Source organism: Pseudomonas entomophila, from assembly GCF_029193575.1.
Classification (GTDB): domain Bacteria; phylum Pseudomonadota; class Gammaproteobacteria; order Pseudomonadales; family Pseudomonadaceae; genus Aquipseudomonas; species Aquipseudomonas entomophila_G.
The window spans coordinates 479,990-502,496 of the sequence record NZ_JARGCS010000056.1; the positions used below are offsets into that span (position 1 = coordinate 479,990).

General features: G+C 65.3%; 17 protein-coding genes and 1 pseudogene. 8 read left to right on the forward strand and 10 right to left on the reverse strand.

What is annotated here, in order from left to right:
* The first annotated feature begins 77 nt into the window (after positions 1–77).
* On the forward strand, positions 78–5,222 hold the full coding sequence (locus P0Y43_RS25920) for a dermonecrotic toxin domain-containing protein (protein ID WP_275640097.1): 5,145 nt from the start codon (positions 78–80) through the stop codon (positions 5,220–5,222).
* A 49-nt stretch (positions 5,223–5,271) separates the two neighbouring features.
* On the opposite strand, the gene P0Y43_RS25925 is transcribed toward P0Y43_RS25920, so the two are convergent.
* The 8 genes and pseudogenes from P0Y43_RS25925 to P0Y43_RS25960 form a co-directional block, all read right to left on the reverse strand.
* The gene (locus P0Y43_RS25925) at positions 5,272–5,487 is read right to left on the reverse strand and encodes a TOBE domain-containing protein (protein ID WP_008095172.1); all 216 of its coding nucleotides are present in this window, start codon (positions 5,485–5,487) and stop codon (positions 5,272–5,274) included.
* Positions 5,488–5,512: 25 nt separating this feature from the next.
* Positions 5,513–6,335, reverse strand: a pseudogene (gene ssuB / locus P0Y43_RS25930) (aliphatic sulfonates ABC transporter ATP-binding protein); the annotation flags it as partial.
* Positions 6,322–7,119 carry an aliphatic sulfonate ABC transporter permease SsuC gene (gene ssuC, locus P0Y43_RS25935; RefSeq protein ID WP_275640099.1) on the reverse strand — a complete coding sequence of 266 codons (798 nt, stop codon included), beginning with the start codon at positions 7,117–7,119 and terminating at the stop codon, positions 6,322–6,324. The pseudogene ssuB and the gene ssuC, both read right to left, overlap by 14 nt.
* 10 nt (positions 7,120–7,129) lie before the next feature.
* Positions 7,130–8,278, reverse strand: a complete 1,149-nt coding sequence (ssuD, locus tag P0Y43_RS25940) for an FMNH2-dependent alkanesulfonate monooxygenase (RefSeq protein WP_275640100.1) — start codon at positions 8,276–8,278, stop codon at positions 7,130–7,132.
* Between the two features lie 59 nt (positions 8,279–8,337).
* Entirely contained in the window at positions 8,338–9,303 is a 966-nt protein-coding gene (locus P0Y43_RS25945; protein ID WP_275640101.1) for a sulfonate ABC transporter substrate-binding protein, read from the reverse strand.
* Between the two features lie 93 nt (positions 9,304–9,396).
* Positions 9,397–9,990: an NADPH-dependent FMN reductase gene (gene ssuE / locus P0Y43_RS25950; protein ID WP_275640102.1), complete on the reverse strand. Its 594-nt coding sequence runs from the start codon at positions 9,988–9,990 to the stop codon at positions 9,397–9,399.
* 256 nt (positions 9,991–10,246) lie between these two features.
* On the reverse strand, positions 10,247–10,885 hold the full coding sequence (locus tag P0Y43_RS25955; protein WP_275640103.1) for a peroxiredoxin: 639 nt from the start codon (positions 10,883–10,885) through the stop codon (positions 10,247–10,249).
* A gap of 179 nt (positions 10,886–11,064) precedes the next feature.
* Positions 11,065–12,387 carry an OprD family porin gene (locus P0Y43_RS25960; RefSeq protein WP_275640104.1) on the reverse strand — a complete coding sequence of 441 codons (1,323 nt, stop codon included), beginning with the start codon at positions 12,385–12,387 and terminating at the stop codon, positions 11,065–11,067.
* A 489-nt stretch (positions 12,388–12,876) separates the two neighbouring features.
* Between P0Y43_RS25960 and tauA the strand changes: the two genes are divergently transcribed.
* The 4 genes from tauA to tauD all read left to right on the forward strand — a co-directional run bounded on the left by tauA (position 12,877) and on the right by tauD (position 16,473).
* Positions 12,877–13,848: a taurine ABC transporter substrate-binding protein gene (tauA, locus tag P0Y43_RS25965; protein WP_275640105.1), complete on the forward strand. Its 972-nt coding sequence runs from the start codon at positions 12,877–12,879 to the stop codon at positions 13,846–13,848.
* A gap of 81 nt (positions 13,849–13,929) precedes the next feature.
* Complete coding sequence (gene tauB, locus P0Y43_RS25970) at positions 13,930–14,724, forward strand: taurine ABC transporter ATP-binding subunit (protein WP_275640106.1); 795 nt, start codon at positions 13,930–13,932, stop codon at positions 14,722–14,724.
* Entirely contained in the window at positions 14,721–15,563 is an 843-nt protein-coding gene (gene tauC / locus P0Y43_RS25975) for a taurine ABC transporter permease TauC (RefSeq protein WP_275640107.1), read from the forward strand. The genes tauB and tauC overlap by 4 nt, the downstream gene beginning before the upstream one ends.
* Before the next feature lie 76 nt (positions 15,564–15,639).
* The gene (gene tauD / locus P0Y43_RS25980) at positions 15,640–16,473 is read left to right on the forward strand and encodes a taurine dioxygenase (RefSeq protein ID WP_275640108.1); all 834 of its coding nucleotides are present in this window, start codon (positions 15,640–15,642) and stop codon (positions 16,471–16,473) included.
* Between the two features lie 132 nt (positions 16,474–16,605).
* Here the strand turns inward: tauD and betT are convergent, their stop codons facing one another.
* Both betT and epsC read right to left on the reverse strand, forming a co-directional pair.
* Positions 16,606–18,567: a choline transporter BetT gene (betT, locus tag P0Y43_RS25985; RefSeq protein ID WP_275640232.1), complete on the reverse strand. Its 1,962-nt coding sequence runs from the start codon at positions 18,565–18,567 to the stop codon at positions 16,606–16,608.
* Between the two features lie 345 nt (positions 18,568–18,912).
* Positions 18,913–19,845, reverse strand: coding sequence for a serine O-acetyltransferase EpsC (gene epsC / locus P0Y43_RS25990; RefSeq protein ID WP_275640109.1), 933 nt, complete (start codon positions 19,843–19,845; stop codon positions 18,913–18,915).
* Between the two features lie 284 nt (positions 19,846–20,129).
* On the opposite strand from epsC, the gene tcyJ reads away from it, so the two are divergent.
* From tcyJ to tcyN, 3 genes are read left to right on the forward strand one after another with little or no spacing between them, the layout of a single operon-like run.
* On the forward strand, positions 20,130–20,924 hold the full coding sequence (gene tcyJ / locus P0Y43_RS25995; RefSeq protein ID WP_275640110.1) for a cystine ABC transporter substrate-binding protein: 795 nt from the start codon (positions 20,130–20,132) through the stop codon (positions 20,922–20,924).
* Positions 20,921–21,589 (forward strand): cystine ABC transporter permease, encoded by a 669-nt coding sequence (gene tcyL, locus P0Y43_RS26000; protein WP_275640111.1) that lies wholly within the window; start codon positions 20,921–20,923, stop codon positions 21,587–21,589. Before tcyJ ends, tcyL begins: the two co-directional genes overlap by 4 nt.
* Before the next feature lie 2 nt (positions 21,590–21,591).
* The gene (gene tcyN / locus P0Y43_RS26005) at positions 21,592–22,353 is read left to right on the forward strand and encodes an L-cystine ABC transporter ATP-binding protein TcyN (RefSeq protein WP_275640112.1); all 762 of its coding nucleotides are present in this window, start codon (positions 21,592–21,594) and stop codon (positions 22,351–22,353) included.
* Positions 22,354–22,507: the final 154 nt, after the last annotated feature.

Below are 22,507 nucleotides of genomic sequence, written 5' to 3' on the forward strand. Positions count from 1 at the left end.
ATATAACGCAGTATCGCCTCGGTCAGACGTTGAAATGAGTGCCACCCACAGCCCTCAGACCAACGTGGAACATGACCATGACACAACCCACTCCCTCCCCAGCGGCCCCCCTTCCCACCGCACTCGGTGAATTCCTGAGCCAAACCGCCCTGCCGACCGATGACTGGATCGGCGCTGGACGCGGCAATGCCTTGACACAGGCCAACGAGCGCCGACGCCTGGCGGCCAAGACACTGCAGGCGCTGTTCGACCAGGCCCCATCAGCGCCCGCGAGCTACTGGGACGCCCGCATGCCTGGCCAACCGGTCTCGCGCAGGGCCTATGCAGAACAACAACTGCGCGAACACTTCCAGAGCACCCTGGCACTGAACTACGGGCTTGGCCGACTAGACGCCAAAGGCTGGGCAGCGGGCCAGTTGGACAGTACCCGCCAATACGCCCAGTTACAGTGGCGGCAGCCGGGGCCGAGCATCGGCATTTGCCCGGGCGCGCTGCTGATCCAGCCCGACAGCGACGACGCGCCCTGGTTGATGTATCGGCCAGAAGCCAACAACCCCGTGCGCGCCTTCCACAACGAGGCCACGCTGCGGCAGTGGGCACACGAGCACCGCGGACGCCTGTGGAGCAACCCGCCGGTACCCTTGGCGGCCGACAGCGACAGCACGTTCATCCAGGCCACGGCGCTGACCGGCGACGGCATCGACAGCCTTCTGCGCAGCCTCCTGGCGAGCGGCGCCGAGCAGCAAACCACCTACACACCGGCCCTGAAGGAGGCGCTGCCCGACGCCCTGGCCGAAAGCCTGGCCTTGCTGGTCAGCACCGACGAGGCCCTGGCCGCGGAAGAGGTGCACTTCGACACGCTTGACGCGCGCCTGCCGCTCGGCTGGTGCAAGCAGCGCATCGCTCGGCAGGAGCAGTTGCTGGCCAACTACCTGGGCAACGACACCGAGCCGACCTCGACACGCATGGCCACCCTGCGGGCACAGCAGGCAAAACTGGACACGCAGGATGCCGATTTGCAAAAACTGCTGGCCGCGCTTCCTGAAACACCGACTTCGCAAACCTGGGGCCAGCCCCATGGCGACCAGAGCCGCTTCGAGCACCTCAGCCAACATTTCGCCAACAACCTGTTGCTCGAAGCCGAATTCCAGCAGCTACTCGGCGAACTCGGCGAGCCCCACCTGCAATGGGTCCGCGAGCTGGTGGAAAGGCCCGAGCCAAGCCTCCAGCGCCCGGTCCTGCCCAGTGCGCTGAAGCTGGTGCTGGGCGACCGCGCATGGATGCTGAGCGGCTTCATGACCCTCCAGGCGCTGCCCACGAACGACGCACCCACCCCGGACACCACCGTGCTGCTCTACAAGCCAGGCCAGGACGGCGGCCTGGCCACGTACGACAGCGAAGAACAGCTGTTCGAACGTTTGTTGAACACCCTGTACGGCGCCTGGCCGGAAGCGCTGCTGGAAAGTGCCTGGCCACAAGACAGCGAGGCACTGGTCGAGCGACTCGAGCGCACCGACACCAGGCCGACCCTGGTCCGCGTGCCGATCAGCAACCATGCCTTCGACTACCTGACACAAACGCTGCTGGCCCTGCTCAGCCAGCCCGACGACGCCTCGCGCCAGGCACTGCGCTGGAAGCTCGGCAACAACCGCAATGGCGCGCGGCTCCAAGCGTTCGAGCGGCTCGCCGAACGCAACCGCACCGCCAACCTGCCCCCCCACCTGCACTCGCTGGCCCACCTCGACAACGCCCAGCGCAGCGCATTGGCTACGGGGTTCGACGCCTTGCGCGGCGCCATGCGAGCGTCCAGCCAGCTATTGGCCAGAGACCTGCCAGAGCGTGGGCACTTCGCGCGCACTCAACTGCACGCCCACCTGCGTAGCACATATGCGCTGACCCAGGTCCCGGCCATCACCCTGGACATCGCCGACCGTACCGGCAAGCAACGGGTGCCTCTGCCGGAGTCGGGCATGGGCCATGCCTACAAGGAGATCGTCACGTTCAGTGCCGAGCGTAGCCAAGTGCCGCTGGAGGCGTTCCTGCTCTGGGCACTGGACGACGACCTGACCCTGCGCCTGGGCAATGCCAACATCGTCATCGATGACGCCTCGGCCACCCCAACGTTGGCGCAGCGCCTGGACCGCTCCGCCGTTGCCAACCTGGTGAAGACGCTAGACCTCGCCGGAGCCTATGAACAGCAAATCTTCAGCGCCTTCAACGGCGACACCCAACAGACCGAATGGCAAGCGCAATGGCGCCGAGAGACCCTAAAGGCCCCGTTCGAGCACCAGTTGAGAATCCTCGCCCTCAGTCGCCCCACCACTCTGGACGCGGCAGGCCAGCAGGTGCTTGAGCTGTTCTGCCAGGAGCAACTAGACCCGTCACGCCCGCGCACGGTCCAGCAGCATGCCCTTGACCTGAGGCCGGGTACCGCTGCGGACGGCAGCAGCCAGCGCGTTACCCTTTCCGGCCTGTTCCTGCTCGAGCCCGCCAACGGGCCGCGTCTGCTGCTGCTACCCGATGCACCGAATGGAAAGGTCGTCAGTCAGCACGACAGCCGCCAGGCAGCCTGCGAAGCGCTGGAAGACATGGCCACCGACAGTGCCATGCGCAGCTACCTCGCCAGCCGCCCGCTCGACGCCGAGACAAGCGCTCACCTGTCTTACATCGACCAGGCGCTGTTGAAGCAGTTTTCCGGGTTCATCGGGGTGGGCATCGCACGTTCGGAGCCGCTCGCCGAGATCCAGGCCAACCTGCTGATGGGCCGCCTGATCAACGAGCACCGCGCCTCGTCCCGCAGCCAGGCCGAGCTGTACCTGGAAGACCAGGCGATTCGCCACGGACAGGTTTACGACTACCTCAAGCTCGCCATCGGTTTCGTTCCAGGCATCGGTGCGCTGGTGGCGTTGTATGACGGTTGGCACGCCGCCAACGCGGGCGTCGAGGCCTTCCTGCGCAGCGACCCTGGAGCGGGTATCGAACACCTGAACAGCATGTTCCTGTCGCTGGTCGATGCTCTGTTGGACCTGGGCACTGCGGCGTTGCCGAGCGCCACCAAAGCCAAGGTGCGTACACACGATCGCCAACGCCTGGGAGGGCTGCACCCGACCGTGGTAACCCGCCAGGCTCGCCCCCACCCCTTCGACGGCTACGCCAGCGATGCGCCTATCGGGCCCTGGATCAACCACCCTGCAGCTTATGGCCGGGGGGTCTACCGCCATGTCGAAAGTGGCGCCGACTACATCCTGCACCAAGGTGTGCATTACCAGGTCGAGTGGGACGCAACCTACCAAACCTGGCGACTCAGGGGCAGCGCGGCGCGCAGCTACAAGCAGCCGGTGCGGCTGAGCGAGCTGGGCAGTTGGGAGCCCCACGGCAGCCTCAGCGGTCGGCTGGTCGACAATGGGCTGGCCGGCGGCGGGGCGTACCTCGGCAGGTTGTACCAACAAGGTTGGGAGAACCTGCGCGGCTACCTTGGGCGACAACCTGCACTGCTCTCACCGGAACAGCTGGTTCGCGAGATCGACCTCCGGCGCCTTGCCGAGCAACGCAAGGTCACCGCCAGCCAGGGTGTCTTGATGAGCGCCATCGACGAGCACCAGTCCCTCACGCACCCCGCTGCCCTGCAGGCACAGCGCGCCTATACCGAGCAGTTGCAAGCCTTCGTGACCTTCCATGAGCAAAGCCTGGAGCGCTTGCGCGACACCAGGCCCCTGGCAGGCAGCAATCAACGCCGCCTGCGTGATGGCCTGGCATTCAACCTGGTCAACCAGCACCCAGGCCTCATCCGCCAGTACCAGTTCCAGATGCAAGGGCATTTCGATCACGTCAGGCGCTTGCAACATGCGCTCGAAACATCCACCGACCCGCTCGCTCAACTGAAGGCGCTGCGCAGCGCCCAAGGCGACATGGCGCATTCGCTGGGGCAGCTGGAAGGCGAATTCCGCCGCGCGGCGACACTCAGGAACAAGGTGCAGGGCGCCAACCTCACCACCTACCTGCTGGAGCTCGACAAACTGAACATGCCACTGGACCCGAACGGCTACCGGGTGGTGCGCCTGTCCATAGAGGCGGCCGGCATCATCAGGTTGCCGGCGGCGCCCAGCGACGAGTTCCTGTTCGCGTTGCGCCAGGTGAATCGCGGACTCACCGCCCTGCGCAGCCAGTTGTTCAGTCATCACGACCTGGCTTTGGCGAACCTGAGCCGCACCCAGGAGCATCGCTTCCTGCAGCAGGTCAAGGCGCGCTACCAGCGTTTCGACAACCACATGACCAGCTGGCAGGACGACTTCCCGGCGTTCGTCACCCCGCAGAGCACCGCGCGGATGCGTGGGGAACTGGCCAAACTGATCGAGGAGGTCGACAGCGCCCTCGCCGCGTCCGCCCCCGTTCGCAGGGCACCGGCGCGACCGCGTGGCACGAGCAGGCCGCGCCCGTTCGAGACCGTCGACCAGCAACTGCTGATCGGCCATGAGGTGACGGTCGATGGCCAGCCACACATGCAGGTCGGTAACGACCTGACCCAGGAGGCGCCTACCTCGTTCACGCGCACGGCCGACAACAAATGGCAGCCGACCATCACCGCTCAACCGGTTTCCGCGGCCGCCTTGCCATCCCTGATGGCCAGTGCCAGGAAGCGCCTGGGCGATATCGCCAAGCAGCAAGCTCAGCTACACCACTACAAGAATATGAACATGACGCCGGCCAGCCTGCAGGACCTCGCCGACGGCTACGCCATCACGCTCAAGGACCTCGCGCAGGATATCGGCCACAAGGCGGGTGCTGCTTTGACCGAGGCACAACGCCGTGTGGTGCGCGACCTTGAGCAAGCGGCAGCCGACCTGCAGAGGTTGGGCAAGCAGCTACGCATCGAGCAGATCAAGGTCACGACGCAGCCGGCCTTCGGCCACCTGGACTACCTGCACAACGAGGGGGAAGTGGCGATCCACTGGTCACGCACACTGGAGCCAGCGAAGAACAAGCAAGGGCAGGCAATCGAATACCTGGAGGAATACCGCATCGATGACATCCGCACCAACGCACCACTCTGGTACGCCCACTTCCACTTCAAGAAGCGGCCCGGCAACGGATTCGCCCGCCTGGAGGCCGGGCACCTGAAGTTGGCCAGCGAGCGTAACCAACGGGTCAACGCCTGGCGAGGCGCCCTTAACGAAAGCCAGGCCAACGGCTTGTTCGGTGGGTTGCGACCCGCCGCAAGCTAAGGGCAACCGGCGGCCGCGCAATGGGGGCGCACAGCGCCCCCGTTCGCCATCACAGCTTGGCGATGGACACCTCGGTGGATTTCACGAAGGCGATCACTTCGCTGCCCACCTGCAATTCCAGCTCCTTCACGGAACGGGTGGTGATCACCGAGGTGACGATGCCGGAGGCGGTCTGCACGTCGATCTCCGACAGCACCGGGCCTTCGAGGATTTCCTTCACGGTGCCTTTGAACTGGTTGCGAACGTTAATGGCTTTGATGGTCATGGCATGCTTCCTTTGGCTTCGGGGTTCAGTGCGCCCAACGCAGTTGCGTGGGCAGAGGGGCTACAGGCTCCGGCTCGGGCGCAGCGCCCGGGACGGACAGAACACGGTTGAGTACTTCGCTTTCCAGCGCCGCCAGGCGCTGCGAACCGCGCGACCGGGGCCTGGCCAGGTCGACGGTCAGGTCCAGCCCGACGGCGCCGTCCTCGATCAGGATCACCCGGTCGGCCACGGCAACGGCCTCGCTGACGTCATGGGTGACCAGCAGCACGGTGAAGCCGTGCTGGCGCCACAGGCGCTCGATCAGTTGCTGCATCTCGATGCGGGTCAGGGCATCCAGCGCGCCCAGGGGCTCGTCGAGCAGCAGCAGGCGCGGCTGGTGGATCAGCGCCCGGGCCAGGGCCACGCGCTGCTTCTGGCCGCCGGACAATGCCGCCGGCCACTCGTTGGCGCGGTCGGCCAGGCCCACCGCATCCAGCGCTTCCACTGCGCGCGGCCGCCAGTTGCCGGACAAGCCCAGGCCGACGTTGTCGATCACCTTCTTCCAGGGCAACAGGCGCGCGTCCTGGAACATCAGGCGGGTTTCCTCGCGGGCCTCCACCAGGGGCGCGGCGCCCGCCAGCAAGTCGCCTGCGCTGGGGTGGTCGAGCCCGGCCAGCAGGCGCAGCAAGGTGCTCTTGCCGCAGCCGCTGCGGCCGACGATGGCGACGAACTGGCCAGCCGGGATGTGCAGGTCGATGCCGCGCAGCACCTCGCGCTTGCCGAAGGTCTTGCGCAGACCCTGGGCGGCCAGGGGGATGCCGCGCAACAAGCGCGGCGGTTGTTCCTTGAGCACAGTCATGCGCCCTCCTTCTTCGCCGGTTGGTAGGCCGGGTGCCAGCGCAGCCAGGCGCGCTCCAGGCCGCGGGCGGCGAGGTCGGCGAGCTTGCCGAGCACGGCGTACAGGACGATGGCCAGGACCACCACGTCGGTTTGCAGGAACTCACGGGCGTTCATCGCCAAGTAGCCGATGCCGGCATTGGCCGAGATGGTCTCGGCGACGATCAGGGTCAGCCACATGAAGCCCAGGGCGAAGCGCACACCCACCAGGATCGACGGCAGCGCACCGGGCAGGATCACCTGGCGGAACAAGGCGAAGCCCGACAGCCCGTAGCTGCGCGCCATCTCCACCAGGGCCGGGTCGACGTTACGGATGCCGTGGTAGGTGTTGAGGTAGATGGGGAACAGCGTGCCCAACGCCACCAGGAAAATCTTCGCCGACTCGTCGATGCCGAACCACAGGATCACCAGCGGAATCAGCGCCAGGTGCGGGACGTTGCGGATCATCTGCACCGAGCTGTCGAGCAGGCGTTCGCCCCACTTCGACAGGCCGGTGATGAAGCCCAGCAACAGGCCGATGCTGCCACCGATCAGGAAGCCCACGCCGGCGCGCCAGCCGCTGATCGCCAGGTGCGACCAGATATCGCCGCTGCGCACCAGCTCGACCCCGGCACCGATGACCGCGCTCGGTGCCGGCAGGATGCGCGTCGACAGCCACCCGGCGCTGACCGCCAGTTGCCACACCGCCAGCAGCAGCACGGGCAAGGCCCATGGCGCCAGGCGCTGCGACAGGGTGGAGGAAGTTGCACGACTCATGGCTTGGCCCTCAGCTCTGCGACACGGACTTGGGCAGGATGTCGTTGGCCACCATCTCGCCGAACGGGCTGACGTAGCCACCGCTTTTCGGCTGCTCGGGGCGCTGCACGTCCAGGTGCGGGAACAGCAGCTCGGCGACGCGGTACGACTCTTCCAGGTGCGGGTAGCCGGAGAAGATGAAGGTGTCGATGCCCAGGTCCGCGTATTCCTTGACCCGTGCCGCCACGGTCGGGCCGTCGCCGACCAGCGCGGTGCCGGCGCCGCCGCGCACCAGGCCGACGCCGGCCCACAGGTTGGGGCTGACTTCCAGCTTGTCGCGGTTGCCGCCGTGCAGGGCGGCCATGCGCTGCTGGCCGACCGAGTCGAAGCGTGCCAGCGAGGCCTGGGCGCGGGCGATGGTGTCGTCGTCCAGGTGCGAGATCAGGCGGTCTGCGGCGGCCCAGGCTTCTTCGTTGGTTTCCCGCACGATCACGTGCAGGCGGATGCCGAAGCGTACTTCGCGGCCCTGGGCGGCGGCCTTCGCACGCACGGCGGCGATCTTCTCGGCCACGGCGGACGGTGGCTCACCCCAGGTCAGGTACAGCTCGACCTGCTCGGCGGCCAGGTCCTGGGCGGCGTCGGAGGAGCCGCCGAAGTACAGCGGCGGGCGCGGCTGCTGGATCGGCGGGTAGAGCAGCTTGGCGCCCTTCACCTGGATGTGCTTGCCGTCGTAATCGACCACTTCGCCCTCGAGCACCTTGCGCCAGATGCGGGTGAACTCCACCGACGCTTCGTAGCGCTCCTGGTGGTTCAGGTGCAGGCCATCGCCGGCCAGCTCGTCAGGGTCACCGCCGGTCACCAGGTTGAACAGCGCACGGCCGTTGGACAGGCGGTCGAGGGTCGCGGCCTGGCGCGCGGCCACAGTGGGCGAAATGATGCCTGGGCGCAGGGCGACCAGGAACTTCAAGTGCTGGGTCAGCGGAATCAGCGAGGCGGCCACCAGCCAAGAGTCCTCGCAGGAACGCCCGGTAGGGATCAGCACACCACCGAAACCGAGGCGGTCAGCGGCCTGGGCGATCTGCGTCAGGTAGCCGTGGTCGACGGCGCGCGCGCCCTCGGAGGTGCCCAGGTACTTGCCGTCGCCGTGGGTGGGAAGGAACCAGAAGATGTTAAGGCTCATTGGAGTTGTCTCCTCAAGGGTGGCTCAGCCGGGGCGGCGCCCCGGCGCGGGCGAAGGGTTCAAGGCGCGCTGGCGACCTTGGCCGGGGGTGTCCAGATCACGTCCTTGATGCTCAAGGGCTTGGGAATCAGCTTCAGGCCGTGGAAGGTGTCGGCGATCTTCTGCTGCGCGGCCACCACCTCCGGGGTCAGCGCAGCGGCGCCGTAGCCCTGGCGCTTGACCGAGATCAGGGTGATGTCTGTCGGCAGGCCAAGCAGCGGCGCGACCTGGTCGGCCACCTCCTGCGGGTTGGTCTGGGCCCATTCGCCTACGGCGCGCACCTCGTCGATCAGGGTGTTGATCACCGCCGGGTGCTGGGTCGCATAGTTGCGAGTAGCCAGGTAGAACTGGTGGTTGTCGACCAGGCTGTTGCCATCACGCAGGGTACGGGCTTGCAACTGCTGCTCGGCAGCCGTCTGGTAGGGGTCCCAGATCGCCCAGGCATCGACGCTGCCACGCTCGAAAGCGGCGCGGGCATCAGCGGGCGGCAGGTACACAGGCTGGATGTCGCTGTACTTGAGGCCTGCATCCTCGAGGGCGCGCACCAGCAGGTAGTGCACGTTGGAGCCTTTGGTCAGCGCGACTTTCTTGCCCTCGAGCGCCTTCACCGACTGGATCGGCGAGCCCTTGGGCACGAGGATCGCCTCACTGTGCGGCGCAGGCGGCTCATAGGCGACGTAGAGCAGGTCGGCACCGGCAGCCTGGGCGAAGACCGGCGGGGTCTCGCCCGTTACGCCGAAGTCGATAGAGCCGACGTTCAACCCCTCGAGCAGCTGTGGGCCACTGGGGAACTCGGTCCATTGCACGTCGATGCCCTGTTCCTTCAGGCGCTTCTCCAGCGAGCCCTTGGCCTTGAGCAGCACCAGGGTGCCGTATTTCTGGTAACCGATGCGCAGGCTCTCGGCCTGGGCTTGGGTGATGGCGCCGAAGGACACAGCCGCCGCAAACAGGGCGACCACACCACGACGCAAGAAGACTGTGCGCATGGCGCTCTCCTGTGCGAATGAGGTTCGGGTTGCACCTGCTTGCCTCGTTGGCGGGCGAGTAAGGTGGAAAAACGGTAACGCGGTGTGGCCGGGTCAGATGCTCCAGCGGGCACTGATCAGGCGTTCGTTGAGCAGGCCTGGGGCGACGGGCTTGGGCCGGCGCGCCAGGGCGCCGTGGAAAGTTTCCAGCGAGTCGTTCAAGCGTTCTTCCAAAGCCGGGGCCAACTGGGCGGGGCGGTTGCCTTCGCCATAGGCGACCTGGCTGTCGTCGGCGAAGATCCCTTGCAGGGTCTCCTGCGCCTTGAGTGCCGACAGCACCGGTTTCAATGCGTAGTCCACGGCCAGCATGTGGGCGATGCTGCCGCCCGTGGCGATCGGCAGTACCACCTTGTGTTCCAGGGCGCGCTCGGGCAGCAGGTCGAGCAGGGTCTTCAGGGCGCCGGCGAACGAGGCCTTGTACACCGGGGTGGCTACCACCAGGCCATCGGCCTGGGCCAGCAGCTGCTGGAAGTGCTGCACTTGCGGGCTGTCGAAGCGTGCATGGAGCAAGTCTTCGGCGGGGAACTCGCGGACCTGGAAGGTCACCACCTCCACGCCACGGCCCTGCAGCCACTGGCGCGAGCGCTCGAGCAGCACGCCGGAGCGTGAACGGGTACTGGGGCTACCCCCGATAGAAACAACCAGCATTGCAGCGCTTCCTTCGATTCGGTTCCGGGGTCTGGCCCCTGTGGATGGCTTCGACATTAGCAGTTCGGCACATATATCTAGAAATCATATTTTTTCATTTGTTTATTCGATTTAGGCATTTAAATAGCGACGCCCAATGCGCGAGCAAGCCCCGCGATAGGGCCGCTGACTTCGCCAAAAACCTCAAGACGAAAAAAGGGCCGTCGAAACGGCCCGAAGATCCCTGCTATGGCTAAGAGCATGCAACAAAGACGGTTTAACGGTTGGGTTGCGGGGTCAGGCGCAGGTAAGGCTTGACCGCCCGGTAACCTTTGGGGAAACGCTGCTTGATCTCGTCCTCGTCCTTCAGCGACGGCACGATCACCACCTCGTCACCGTCCTGCCAGTTGGCGGGGGTGGCGACCTTGTGGTTGTCGGTCAACTGCAGCGAGTCGATCACCCGCAGGATCTCGTTGAAGTTGCGCCCCGTGCTCGCCGGGTAGGTGATGGTCAGGCGCACCTTCTTGTTCGGGTCGATGACGAACAGCGAACGCACGGTGAGGGTGTCGTTGGCGTTGGGGTGGATCAGGTCGTACAGGTCGGAGACCTTGCGATCGGCGTCGGCGAGGATCGGGAAGTTGACCACGGTGTTCTGGGTCTCGTTAATGTCCTCGATCCAGCGGTGATGCGAGTCGACCGGGTCGACCGACAGGGCGATGGCCTTGACCCCGCGCTCGGCGAACTGGTCCTTGAGCTTGGCGGTCAAGCCCAGCTCGGTGGTGCACACCGGGGTGAAGTCGGCCGGGTGGGAGAACAGCACGCCCCAGCTGTTGCCCAGCCACTCGTGGAAGCGGATCTTGCCGGCGCTGGAATCCTGTTCGAAGTCGGGGGCGATGTCGCCGAGTTTGAGGCTCATGAAACGGGCTCCTTTGTGCTGTTTTTGGTCTCGATGAGTTCAATGTGCCTGCTTCTGAATAAAAATAAAAAGAATAAATATCGATTTATTTATAACCGTATCGCATACGGAATCACAGGCAAGAAAAAGCCTCGCAAAGGCGAGGCTTTTTCGTTCAGCGCATCCGCAGTGTAGACAAATTACAGCAGCGGGATGGAGTAGCTGAGGATCACGCGGTTTTCGTCCTGGGCACGGGTGGTGCTGGCCAGGTCGCTACGCCATACGGCGTTCCGCCAGGCAACGCCCAGGCCTTTCAGGGTGCCGTCCGGCACGACGTAGGCCAGGGTCAGGTCACGTTCCCATTCGCTACGGTCGCCAATGGCCGAGTCGATGTTGTCACCCTTCAGGTAGATCACACCGGCGGTCAGGCCAGGTACACCAACGGTGGCGAAGTCGTAGGAGTAACGGGCTTGCCAGGTACGCTCACCGGCACGACCGAACTTCTGGATCTGCATGTCGGTGATGGTGTAGTTGGACGAGCCGTCACCCTGGTTCAGCCATGGGAAGTCGCTGTCGCCATTGCTGACCTGGTAGCCGCCACCAAAGGTGTGGCCTTTGACCGAGTACAGGAACAGGGCGCTGTACAGGTCGTTGTCGACCTTGCCCTTGGTGCCATTGCCGTACCAGCCGGTGGTGTAGTAGGCCGGGTCGTTGCCGTTGGCGCCGTCGTCGGTGCTGTGGAAGTAGCGGAAGTCGGACTTCAGGGTGCCCGGGCCGATCGCCCAGCTGTGTACCGCGCCCAGGAAGTGCTGCTTGTAGAAGTCTTCCAGGTTGCCGTAGTAGTACTGCAGCAGCAGGTCCTTGGTCAGCTTGTAGTCAGCGCCAGCGTACAGGAACTTGTTGCTGAAGCTGCCGGTGCGGGCGTTGTTGGCGCCAGCGAGGGACAGGCCTTCGGTGTTGGTCGAGTTACGCCCTTTGACGTGCTCGATCTGGCCACCGATCAGGGTCAGGTCCTTGATTTCGTTCGAGGTGATCTGGCCACCTTCGAAGGTCTGCGGCAGCAGGCGACCGTCGTTGTAGCTGATGACCGGCAGCTTCGGCAGCAGGGTGCCGTAGCGGAATTCGGTCTGGGAGATCTTCGCCTTGGCAGCTACGCCCAAGCTGGAGAAGTCATTCACCGCACGACCGTCGCTGTCGGTCGGAAACACGGTACCGCCGTAGCTAGCGCTGCTGGCGTTGCCGTGACGGCCTTTGCCCGAATCCAGACGAATACCCAGCAGGCCGATGGCGTCGACGCCGAAGCCTACGGTGCCTTGGGTGAAGCCGGAGGTGTAGTCCAGTTGGAAGCCTTGACCCCACTCTTCCGAGTAGTTGGTGGTGGCGCCCTGGTTACGGTTGTCGGTGTTGATGTAGAAATTGCGCAGCTTCAGAGTAGCCTTGCTGTCCTCGATGAAGCCGGCAGCGCCTGCTTGTTGGGCGAGAACCCCCAGTGCCACGGCCAGGGCCAGGCTGGACTTGTACATAAATTGCTCCTCTACGTTCTAATTTTTGTGTGTCGCACGCGGTGGGATCTATCGCCCCACTCGCCGTTGATTGGCGATTTAGCACCAAAGCGTGACCGGTAAGTCAATCGTTACCGGGCGCTTCTAGACTTTGGTCTAAGCCGCCACCCCGGGCTACAGGATAATGACAATCCTATAAATCCAAAATGACCGTTTTGTGAATTTCTAAGATTTTTAAGGAATATCCCCTGAACTTTCACAGCCAAAAGAGGTATCGACCGCAGGGCGCAATAGCTTTAGGTTATCTGCAAACGTTTGCCAATAGCCACGCCCGTGAAATGTTGTGAATTTTTCAGCCGTTTCGATTTCACGCCCGCCGTTGAGCGGCGCGTTGGGCTTAAAGCAATTGGCTCCTAAGCTAATGCAAAAAAGTTATTTATTTTAAGTTTCTTAGATCATCTAGTCTTCTCGCCATCCAGCCCCCCTAATTGCCTGACGAGAGGTTCAACCATGATCCCGCACGCCCCGCTGCGCCTGTTCGCCGCGCTGACCCTGGCCGGCGCCAGCTGGCTCGCCCAGGCAGCCGACCTGACCGTTGCCTACCAGACCACCGTCGACCCGGCCAAGGTGGCCCAGGCCGACGGCGCCTATGAAAAGGCCAGCAAGGCCAGCATCGACTGGCGCAAGTTCGACAACGGCGCCGACATCATCACCGCCGTGGCCTCCGGCGACGTGCAGATCGGCTACCTGGGCTCCAGCCCGCTGGCCGCCGCCGCCACCCGCAAGCTGCCAGTCGAGACCTTCCTGATCGCCACGCAGATTGGCGCCGGCGAAGCGCTGGTCGCCCGCGACAGCATCAAGACCCCAGAGGACCTGATCGGCAAGAAGGTCGCCGTGCCGTTCGTCTCCACCGGCCACTACAGCCTGTTGGCGGCGCTGAAGACCTGGAACATCGACCCGTCCAAGGTGCAGATCCTCAACCTCGCGCCACCGGCGATCATCGCCGCCTGGAAGCGCGGCGACATCGACGCCACCTACGTCTGGGACCCGGCCCTGGGCGTGGCCAAGGAAAACGGCAAGGTGCTGATCACCTCCGGCGAGCTGGCCAAGAAAGGCGCGCCGACCTTTGACGCGTGGATCGTGCGCAAGGACTTCGCCGCCAAGCACCCGGAGATCGTCAAGTCGTTCGCCAAGGTCACCCTCGACGCCTACGCCGACTACCGCAAGGACCCCAAGGCCTGGCTGGCCAACGCCGAGAACGTCAACAAGCTGGCCAAGCTGTCCGGTGCGAAAACCACCGACATCCCGCTGCTGCTCGAAGGCAACGTCTACCCGCTGGCCGCCGACCAGGCCAGCGCCCTCGGCGCGCCGACCACCCAGGCGCTCACCGACACGGCCACCTTCCTCAAGCAGCAGGGCAAGGTCGAGGCGGTGCTGCCGGACTACTCGCCATACGTGAGCGCGCAGTACCTGCCTAACTGACCCTGGGCAGCCACACGCCCATGTAGAACCGCGAAAGGGGCGCAACGCGCCCCCAGTAGCCCCCAACGACCGGAGCCTGACATGGCCTTGCTCGAACTGGAGCGCATCAGCGCACAGTACCCCGGCGCCGACACCCCGGTGCTGGCCGACATCAACCTGAGCCTCGGCCCGCGCCAACTGCTGGTGGCCCTCGGCCCCTCCGGCAGCGGCAAGACCTCGCTGCTCAACCTGATCGCCGGCTTCGTCGCCCCCAGCGACGGCCAGATCACCCTCGACGGCCATCCCGTGCAAGGCCCTGGCGCGGAGCGCGGGGTGGTGTTCCAGGACGATGCCCTGCTGCCCTGGCAGGACGTGCTGGGCAATGTCGCCTTCGGCCTCGAACTGGCCGGCATCCCTCGCGCGCAACGTGAAGCCAAGGCCCGCGAGATGCTCGCGTTGGTGGACCTCGCCGGCTTTGGCGATCGGCGCATCTGGCAGCTTTCCGGTGGGCAGAGGCAGCGCGTGGGCCTGGCCCGGGCGCTGGCCGCCGACCCGCGGGTGCTGCTGATGGACGAACCGTTCGGCGCCCTCGACGCCTTCACCCGCGAACAGATGCAGGAACTGCTGCTGCAGGTGTGGCAGCGCACCGCCAAGCCGGTGTTCCTGATCACCCACGACATCGAAGAAGCGGTGTTCCTCGCCACCGAACTGGTGCTGTTGGCACCCAACCCCGGGCGCGTGGTCGAGCGCCTGCAACTGGACTTCGGCCAGCGCTATGCCGCGGGCGAGCCAGCGCGGGCGATCAAGTCCGACCCGCGCTTCATCGAGACCCGCGAGCACGTGTTGGCGCGGGTGTTTTCCCAACGTCAGGGCACACGCCAGCAGGAGTCCGCATGAGCAGCCTGGACCTGCCCGTCGCCGGCAAGCGCGACACCCCCAAGCCCCTCGCCGTGGCCCGCGCACGCCGGCCACTGCCTACCCGCTGGATCAGCGCCCTGACCCTGGCCACCCTGCTACTGGCCTGGTGGCTGGTGACCGCCGCCGGCTGGGTCGAGCCCTTGTTCCTGCCCGGCCCCGGCGACATCCTGGCCAAGGCCTGGCTGCTGCTGACCCAGGGCTACATGGATGCCAGCCTCTGGCAGCACCTGGGCGCCAGCCTGGGGCGCATCGGCCTGGCGCTGGTGGCAGCGACCCTGACCGCCGTGCCGGTGGGCATCGCCATCGGCTACAACCGCGTGGCACGAGGCATTTTCGACCCATTGATCGAGTTCTACCGGCCGATCCCGCCACTGGCCTACCTGCCACTGATCGTGATCTGGTGCGGCATCGGCGAGTTGTCCAAGGTGCTGCTGATCTACCTGGCGATCTTCGCTCCGATCGCCATCGCCACCGCCACCGGCGTGCGCACCGTCGACCCGGCCAAGCTGCGCGCCGCGCAGTCGCTGGGCGCGAGCCGGGCGCAGCTGATTCGCCATGTGATCCTGCCGAGCGCGTTGCCGGACATCCTCACCGGCATTCGCATCGGTCTGGGGGTTGGCTGGTCGACCCTGGTGGCCGCCGAGCTGATCGCCGCCACCAGCGGGCTGGGCTTCATGGTGCAGTCGGCAGCGCAGTTCCTGGTCACCGACGTGGTGGTGCTGGGGATCCTGCTGATCGCCTTGATCGCCTTCGCCCTGGAGATGGGCCTGCGCGCCCTGCAACGCCGGCTGGTGCCCTGGCATGGGCAGAGCCACTGACCTTTTCGGCCTTATCGCGGCAAGCCCGCGATAAGGCCCGCAACGACACCGCCAACCGCCCCCCTTCGAGTCCGACATGAGCCTGACCATCACCCCTCTCAGCCCGGCCCTCGGCGCACAGATCAGCGGCGTGGACATCAGCCGCGAAATCACCGCCCAGCAGCGTGACGCCATCGAGCAGGCGCTGCTGCAACACCAGGTGCTGTTCTTCCGCGACCAGCCGCTCACCCCGCAGCAGCAGGCCGAATTCGCCGCGCGCTTCGGCGACCTGCACATCCACCCGATCTACCCCAACGTGCCGGAAACCCCGCAGGTGCTGATCCTCGACACCGCGGTCACCGACGTGCGCGACAACGCCATCTGGCACACCGACGTGACCTTCCTGCCGACCCCGGCCCTGGGCGCGGTGCTCAGCGCCAAGCAACTGCCGGCGTATGGCGGCGACACCCTGTGGGCCAGCGGCATCGCCGCCTTCGAGGCGCTGTCGGCACCCTTGCGCGCCCTGCTCGACGGCCTGACCGCGACCCACGACTTCACCAAGTCGTTCCCCCTGGAGCGCTTCGGCAGCACCCCGGAAGACCTGGCGCGCTGGGAAGCCACGCGGCGCAACAACCCGCCGCTGTCGCACCCGGTGGTGCGCACCCACCCGGTCAGCGGGCGCAAGGCGTTGTTCGTCAATGAAGGGTTCACCACGCGGATCAACGAGCTGAACGAGCACGAGAGCGAGGCGCTGCTCAAGCTGCTGTTCGCCCATGCCACGCGGCCGGAATTCAGCATTCGCTGGCGCTGGCAGGAAAATGACGTGGCGTTCTGGGACAACCGCGTGACCCAGCATTACGCGGTGGATGACTACCGGCCGCAGCGCCGGGTGATGCACCGCGCGACGATTCTCGGCGACGCGCCGTTCTGAAGTGCCCCGGGGAGGCCGTCGGCCTCCCATCGCCGGGCAAGCCCGCTTCCACAGGTACCCCGCAGCTCTCAGGGCCAGCGGTGAACCTGAGCGGGCTTGCCCCGCGATGGGCCGCAGCGCGGCCCCGGCGATCTAGCGGACCAAGTGCAGGTACTGCATGTGCCGCTCGTACTGGTCGAGGATGTCGTTGATGATCTGCTCCTTGCTGTAGCCCACCAGGTCGTAGTTCTGGCTGCCCTCGGCCAGGTGCACTTCAGCCCGGTAATACCGCCGGTTCTTCAACTCCTGTGTCCCCAACCCTCCCAACGCGAACGACGGGGTGAAGTACCCGCGCATCTGCACCTGGTAGATGAACGGCTGCTCCTCGCCATGGCCGATCTTCAGGCTGACGTTGTCATGGCTCGGGTCGTCCTGGGTGATCAGCGTCAGCCCCTTCTGCTCGAACACCGCCGTGACCTCGGCGATCGCCGGGCGCACCACGTCGTCCATGAAGCGGTACACCTCGTCACGCGACGGGAAGTGCACCACCTGGCTCAGGCGCTGGCGCCAGCCGCCCCGGCCAGGCCGCGACACAGCGAACGGCGCCAGCGAATGCAGCTGCGCGATCTGCCGCTGCGACTCCAGGTAGAACGCCTTGTGCAGCCCCCACATCATGCACAGCAGGATCAGCGAGAACGGCAGCGAGGTCAGCACCACCGCCGACTTCAGCGAATCGATGCTGCCGGCGAACAGCAAGCCACTGGTGACCAGCGCAGTCATCGCGCCCCAGAACACCCGCAGCCAGTTCGGCCCGTCCTCGTCGGCGTTGCCGCCCTTGGCCGACAGGGTCGAGAGCACTACCGTGCCGGAGTCCGCCGAGGTCACGAAGAACACGAAGCTGATGAACACCGTCACGGCGATCACCGTGCGGCTCCAAGGGTAGGTTTCCAACAGCAGGTAAAGGCTCATCGACGGGTTGTCCAGCGCCGACTGGCCCAGCGCGGTCATGCCGTGGTTGATCACTTGGTCCAGGGCGCTGTTGCCGAAGATCGACATCCACGCCAGGGTGAAGCCCAGCGGGATCAGCAGCACGCCGAAGACGAATTCACGGATGGTCCGGCCCCGGGAGATGCGCGCGATGAACAGCCCCACGAACGGCGCCCAGGCGATCCACCAGGCCCAGTAGAACACCGTCCAGCCGCCCAGCCAGTCGCGCTGCTCGCCGTAGGCGTACACGTCGAAGCTCTTGCGCGGCAGGGCGCCGAGGTAGTCGCCGAGGTTCTGGATCAAGGTGTTGAACAGGTGCTGGGTCGGCCCGGCGAACAGCACGAACAGCAGCAGCGCGCAGGCCAGGAACAGGTTGATGTCGCTCATCACCCGCACGCCCTTCTCCACCCCCGCCACCGCCACGGCCACCGCCGCGCCCATCATCAGCGCGATCAGCGCCACCTGCACCCACTGGCTGTGGTCGATGCCGAACAGGTAGTCCAGGCCGGCATTGAGGTGCAGCACGCCGAAGCCCATGTCGGCGCCCAGGCCGAACACCGTGGCGATGATGCCGAAGCCGTCCACCGCGTAGCCGATCGGCCCGTTGATGCGCTTGCCGATCAGCGGGTACAGCGCCGAACGCAGCGCCAGTGGCAGGTTGTGGCGGTAGGCGAAGTATGCCAGGGCCATGCCGACGAAGGCGAACACGCCCCAGCCGTGCAGGCCCCAGTGCAGGAACAGGATCTGCATCGCCTGGCGCCCGGCCTCGGCGGTGCCGGCCTCGCCCTGGGGCGGTTGCAGCAGGTGGGTCAGGGGTTCGGAGACGCAGAAGAAGAACAGCGTGATGCTGATACCGGCGGCGAACAGCATGCCGGCCCACGACAGGTAGCTGAACTCGGGCTCGTCATGGTCGGCGCCGAGCTTGATCTTGCCGTAGCCCGACAGCGCGGTGACCACCACGAACACCAGGTACAGGGTCATGGCCAGCATGTAGTACCAGCCGACGGTGTTGGCCGCCCAGTTCTGCGCGGCGAGCAGCCACTCGCCGGCCGCCTGCGGGTTGGCGATGACCACCAGGCCGAACACCAGGATGAAGGTGGCGGCGAAATAGAACACCGGGGGGTTCATGCGGACCTTGCCGTTGGCAAGGGAAGGCGTCGGTGCAGTCATCAGGCGTGCACCTCGTCGACAGACGTAAGGTTCGGAATGAACGGGTTCAGCAAAGGGGATCCTCCTGTTGAACACCGGCAGCGGACCAGCGTTTAATTTGAACAAGCGTTCAAGTTAAACATGGATCGGCAATCAATGCGACCCAGTGCCGCTGGGTGGGCGAACAACTGACCCCGGCAGTGTGGAGGCAGTTCCGGCGCTATCGCGAGGCAAGCCCGCGCCTACCGGTTCACCACCGCCCATGAGAACGACGCTGTACCTGCAGGAGCGGGCTCGCCCCGCGATAGGCCCGGCCCAGACACCCTAATTCTTGTCCTGGCAATCGAGCTGCAGATTGGCCTGGGTAATGTTGCTGTCCGCCGGCACGCTACGGGTCAGCCACACATTGCCGCCAATGGTCGAGCCCTTGCCGATGGTGATCCGCCCCAGAATGGTCGCCCCCGCGTAGATCACCACGTCGTCCTCGACGATCGGGTGCCGCGCCAGGCCTTTGTGCAAGGTGCCCGACTCGTCCGAAGGGAAGCGCTTGGCGCCCAAAGTCACCGCCTGGTAGATACGCACCCGCTCGCCGATGATCGCCGTCTCGCCGATCACCACCCCGGTGCCGTGGTCGATGAAGAAGCTCGGGCCGATCTGCGCCCCCGGGTGGATGTCGATACCGGTGGCCGAGTGCGCCAGCTCCGAACTGATGCGCGCCAGCAGCGGCAGGCCGGCCTGGTACAGGTGGTGGGCCAGGCGATGATGGATGATCGCCAGGATGCCCGGGTAGCACAGCAGCACCTCGTCGACACTGCGCGCCGCCGGGTCACCGTGGAAGGCCGCCAGCACGTCGGTGTCGAGCAGCATGCGCAACTGCGGCAAGGCCACGGCGAAGCCTTGGATCAGGCTCAGGGCGTGGGCATCGGCCTCGGCCAGGTCGGCCTTGTTCTGTCGTGCCGCGTAGCGCAGTTCCAGGCGCGCCTGGGCCAGCAGCGCGGTGAGCGCGGCGTCGAGGGTGTGGCCGACGTAGAAGTCCTCGCTTTCCTCGCGCAGGTCCACCGGCCCCAGGCGCATCGGGAACAGCGCGCCGCACAGTTGCTCGAGAATCTGCCGCACCGCCTCGCGCGACGGCAGCTCGCGCCCGCCTTGCTCACCGCTGCTGCGGCCGTTGCGGGTGCGCCATTGTTCACGGGCACCGCGCAGGCCGCTGACGATGCCCTGCAGTTGCCATTGGCCGGTGGATGGATGTTCGCTCACGGTGGTCTCCTGGCTGTTCGCGCGCTCCCGCAGGCGCGTCGGTGTTGAAATTCCACTCTACGGCAAATTCTTCCCTTGGAAAAAACAACGCTTTATTCCATCCTGCGCTAAGTCGGGCATAAGCAGTGCTGACGGGGGCCGCGTTCATGGCTACCCTCTACGCTGCCCTTCAGGGATGAAACAGAGAAAAGGAATAACAAAATAAGTTTTTATTATTTCCTGACCTATAAAGCCCACCCTATAGTCGCCACCCACCACTTCCACAACAAAGCGCGGGGCCAGCCATGACAAAATTCGCCAAACCACTTCTCAACGCCAGCCTGGCATTGCTGCTGGGCACCGGCCTGCTCAGCCAGGCCTTTGCCGGTGAGCAACTGAAGACCATCCAGGAAAAAGGCGTGATAAACGTCGGCCTGGAAGGCACCTACCCACCGTTCAGCTTCGTCGACGAAAACGGCAAGCTGACCGGCTTCGAGGTCGAACTGTCGGAATTGCTGGCCAAGGAGCTGGGCGTCAAGGCCAAGGTCCAGCCGACCAAGTGGGACGGCATCCTGGCCGCGCTGGAGTCCAAACGTTTGGACGTGGTCGTCAACCAGGTGACCATCTCCGAGGAGCGCAAGAAGAAATACGACTTCTCCGAGCCCTACACCATCTCCGGCATCCAGGCGCTGATCCTGAAGAAGAAGGCCGATGCGCTGAACATCCAGAAAGCCGCCGACCTGGCCGGCAAGAAAGTCGGCGTGGGCCTGGGCACCAACTACGAGCAATGGGTGAAGAAGGACGTCCCGCAAGCCGACGTGCGCACCTATGAAGACGACCCGAGCAAGTTCGCCGACCTGCGCAACGGCCGTATCGACGCCATCCTGATCGACCGCCTGGCCGCCCTGGAATACGCCCAGAAAGCCAAGGACACGCAACTGGCCGGCGAAGCCTTCTCGCGCCTGGAGTCGGGCATCGCCCTGCGCAAGGGCGAGCCTGAACTGCTCGCGGCCATCGACAAGGCGCTGGACAAGCTCAAGGCTGACGGCACCCTGGCCAAGCTCTCCGCGAAATACTTCGGTGCCGATGTCACCAAATGATCCCTGAAAGCCTGCAACTCGTTATCGACTCCACGCCCTTCCTGTTGAAGGGCGCGGGTTACACGGTGCTGCTCAGCGTCGGCGGCATGTTCTTCGGCCTGGTGCTGGGCTTCGCCCTGGCACTGATGCGCTTGTCGAAGATCCTGCCGCTGAACTGGCTGGCGCGGATCTACGTGTCGTTCTTCCGCGGCACGCCGCTGCTGGTGCAGCTGTTCGTGATCTACTTCGGCCTGCCGCAGATCGGCGTCGAACTCGACCCGATCCCGGCGTCGCTGATCGGCCTGTCGCTGAACATGGCGGCGTACATCTGCGAAATCCTGCGCGCGGCGATCTCCTCGATCGACCGTGGCCAATGGGAAGCCGCCGCCAGCATCGGCATGACCCGCACCCAGGCCATGCGCCGGGCGATCCTGCCCCAGGCCATGCGCACCGCGCTGCCGCCGCTGGGCAACAGCTTCATCTCGCTGGTCAAGGACACCGCCCTGGCGGCGACCATCCAGGTGCCCGAACTGTTCCGCCAGGCGCAGCTGATCACCGCCCGCACCTTCGAAGTCTTCACCATGTACCTGGCCGTGGCAGTGATCTACTGGATACTCTGCACCGTCCTCGCGCACTTCCAGAACCGCATGGAAGCGCGGGTCAACCAGCATGACCAGGAGCACTGACGATGATCGTAGTAGAAGGCCTGACCAAGCGGTTCAAGGGCCAGACCGTGCTCAACGGCATCGACCTGACCGTCCAGCCCGGTGAAGTGGTGGCCATCATCGGCCCCAGCGGCTCGGGCAAGACCACCTTCCTGCGCTGCCTGAACCTGCTGGAAACGCCCGACGCCGGGCGCATCCAGGTGGGCGAGATCAGCATCGACGCCAACCGCCCACTGGGCAGCCAGCAGGGCGCGATCCGGCGCCTGCGCCAGCAGGCCGGGTTCGTGTTCCAGAACTTCAACCTGTTCCCCCACCGCACCGCCCTGGACAACGTTATCGAAGGGCCGGTGATCGTCAAGAAGACACCCCGCGACAAGGCCGTCGAACTGGGGCGCAAGCTGCTGGCCAAGGTCGGCCTGGCCGGCAAGGAAGACGCCTACCCACGGCGGCTTTCCGGGGGCCAGCAGCAGCGCGTGGCCATCGCCCGCGCGCTGGCCATGGAGCCGGAGGTGATCCTGTTCGACGAACCGACCTCGGCGCTCGACCCCGAACTGGTCGGCGAGGTGCTGGAGACCATCCGCGGCCTGGCCGAAGAGCAGCGCACGATGATCATCGTCACCCACGAGATGAGCTTCGCCCGCGACGTCGCCAACCGGGTGATCTTCTTCGACAAGGGGGTGATCGTGGAGCAGGGCGAGGCCAAGGCGCTGTTCGCCAACCCGAAAGAGGAGCGCACGCGGCAGTTCCTGCGCAAGTTCCTCGGCACGGCTGCCGCGCAGGACTGACCGACGCCATCGCGGGGCAAGCCCGCTCCCACAGGTGCACCGCCGCGCTCAGGAACGGCGGTGCACCTGTGGGAGCAGGCTTGCCCCGCGATTGCATTCTGCCGCCAAACACAAATCCCAACTTCTATCCATATTCCAAACCGTTAGTTCATAA

Excerpts from the sequence above, each read along its gene's own strand:
- P0Y43_RS25920 (WP_275640097.1), top strand. The coding sequence starts at position 78 with ATGACACAACCCACTCCCTCCCCAGCGGCCCCCCTTCCCACCGCACTC.
- P0Y43_RS25925 (WP_008095172.1), bottom strand. The coding sequence starts at position 5,487 with ATGACCATCAAAGCCATTAACGTTCGCAACCAGTTCAAAGGCACCGTG.
- ssuC (WP_275640099.1), bottom strand. The coding sequence starts at position 7,119 with ATGAGTCGTGCAACTTCCTCCACCCTGTCGCAGCGCCTGGCGCCATGG.
- ssuD (WP_275640100.1), bottom strand. The coding sequence starts at position 8,278 with ATGAGCCTTAACATCTTCTGGTTCCTTCCCACCCACGGCGACGGCAAG.
- P0Y43_RS25945 (WP_275640101.1), bottom strand. The coding sequence starts at position 9,303 with ATGCGCACAGTCTTCTTGCGTCGTGGTGTGGTCGCCCTGTTTGCGGCG.
- ssuE (WP_275640102.1), bottom strand. The coding sequence starts at position 9,990 with ATGCTGGTTGTTTCTATCGGGGGTAGCCCCAGTACCCGTTCACGCTCC.
- P0Y43_RS25955 (WP_275640103.1), bottom strand. The coding sequence starts at position 10,885 with ATGAGCCTCAAACTCGGCGACATCGCCCCCGACTTCGAACAGGATTCC.
- P0Y43_RS25960 (WP_275640104.1), bottom strand. The coding sequence starts at position 12,387 with ATGTACAAGTCCAGCCTGGCCCTGGCCGTGGCACTGGGGGTTCTCGCC.
- tauA (WP_275640105.1), top strand. The coding sequence starts at position 12,877 with ATGATCCCGCACGCCCCGCTGCGCCTGTTCGCCGCGCTGACCCTGGCC.
- tauB (WP_275640106.1), top strand. The coding sequence starts at position 13,930 with ATGGCCTTGCTCGAACTGGAGCGCATCAGCGCACAGTACCCCGGCGCC.
- tauC (WP_275640107.1), top strand. The coding sequence starts at position 14,721 with ATGAGCAGCCTGGACCTGCCCGTCGCCGGCAAGCGCGACACCCCCAAG.
- tauD (WP_275640108.1), top strand. The coding sequence starts at position 15,640 with ATGAGCCTGACCATCACCCCTCTCAGCCCGGCCCTCGGCGCACAGATC.
- betT (WP_275640232.1), bottom strand. The coding sequence starts at position 18,567 with ATGAACCCCCCGGTGTTCTATTTCGCCGCCACCTTCATCCTGGTGTTC.
- tcyJ (WP_275640110.1), top strand. The coding sequence starts at position 20,130 with ATGACAAAATTCGCCAAACCACTTCTCAACGCCAGCCTGGCATTGCTG.
- tcyL (WP_275640111.1), top strand. The coding sequence starts at position 20,921 with ATGATCCCTGAAAGCCTGCAACTCGTTATCGACTCCACGCCCTTCCTG.
- tcyN (WP_275640112.1), top strand. The coding sequence starts at position 21,592 with ATGATCGTAGTAGAAGGCCTGACCAAGCGGTTCAAGGGCCAGACCGTG.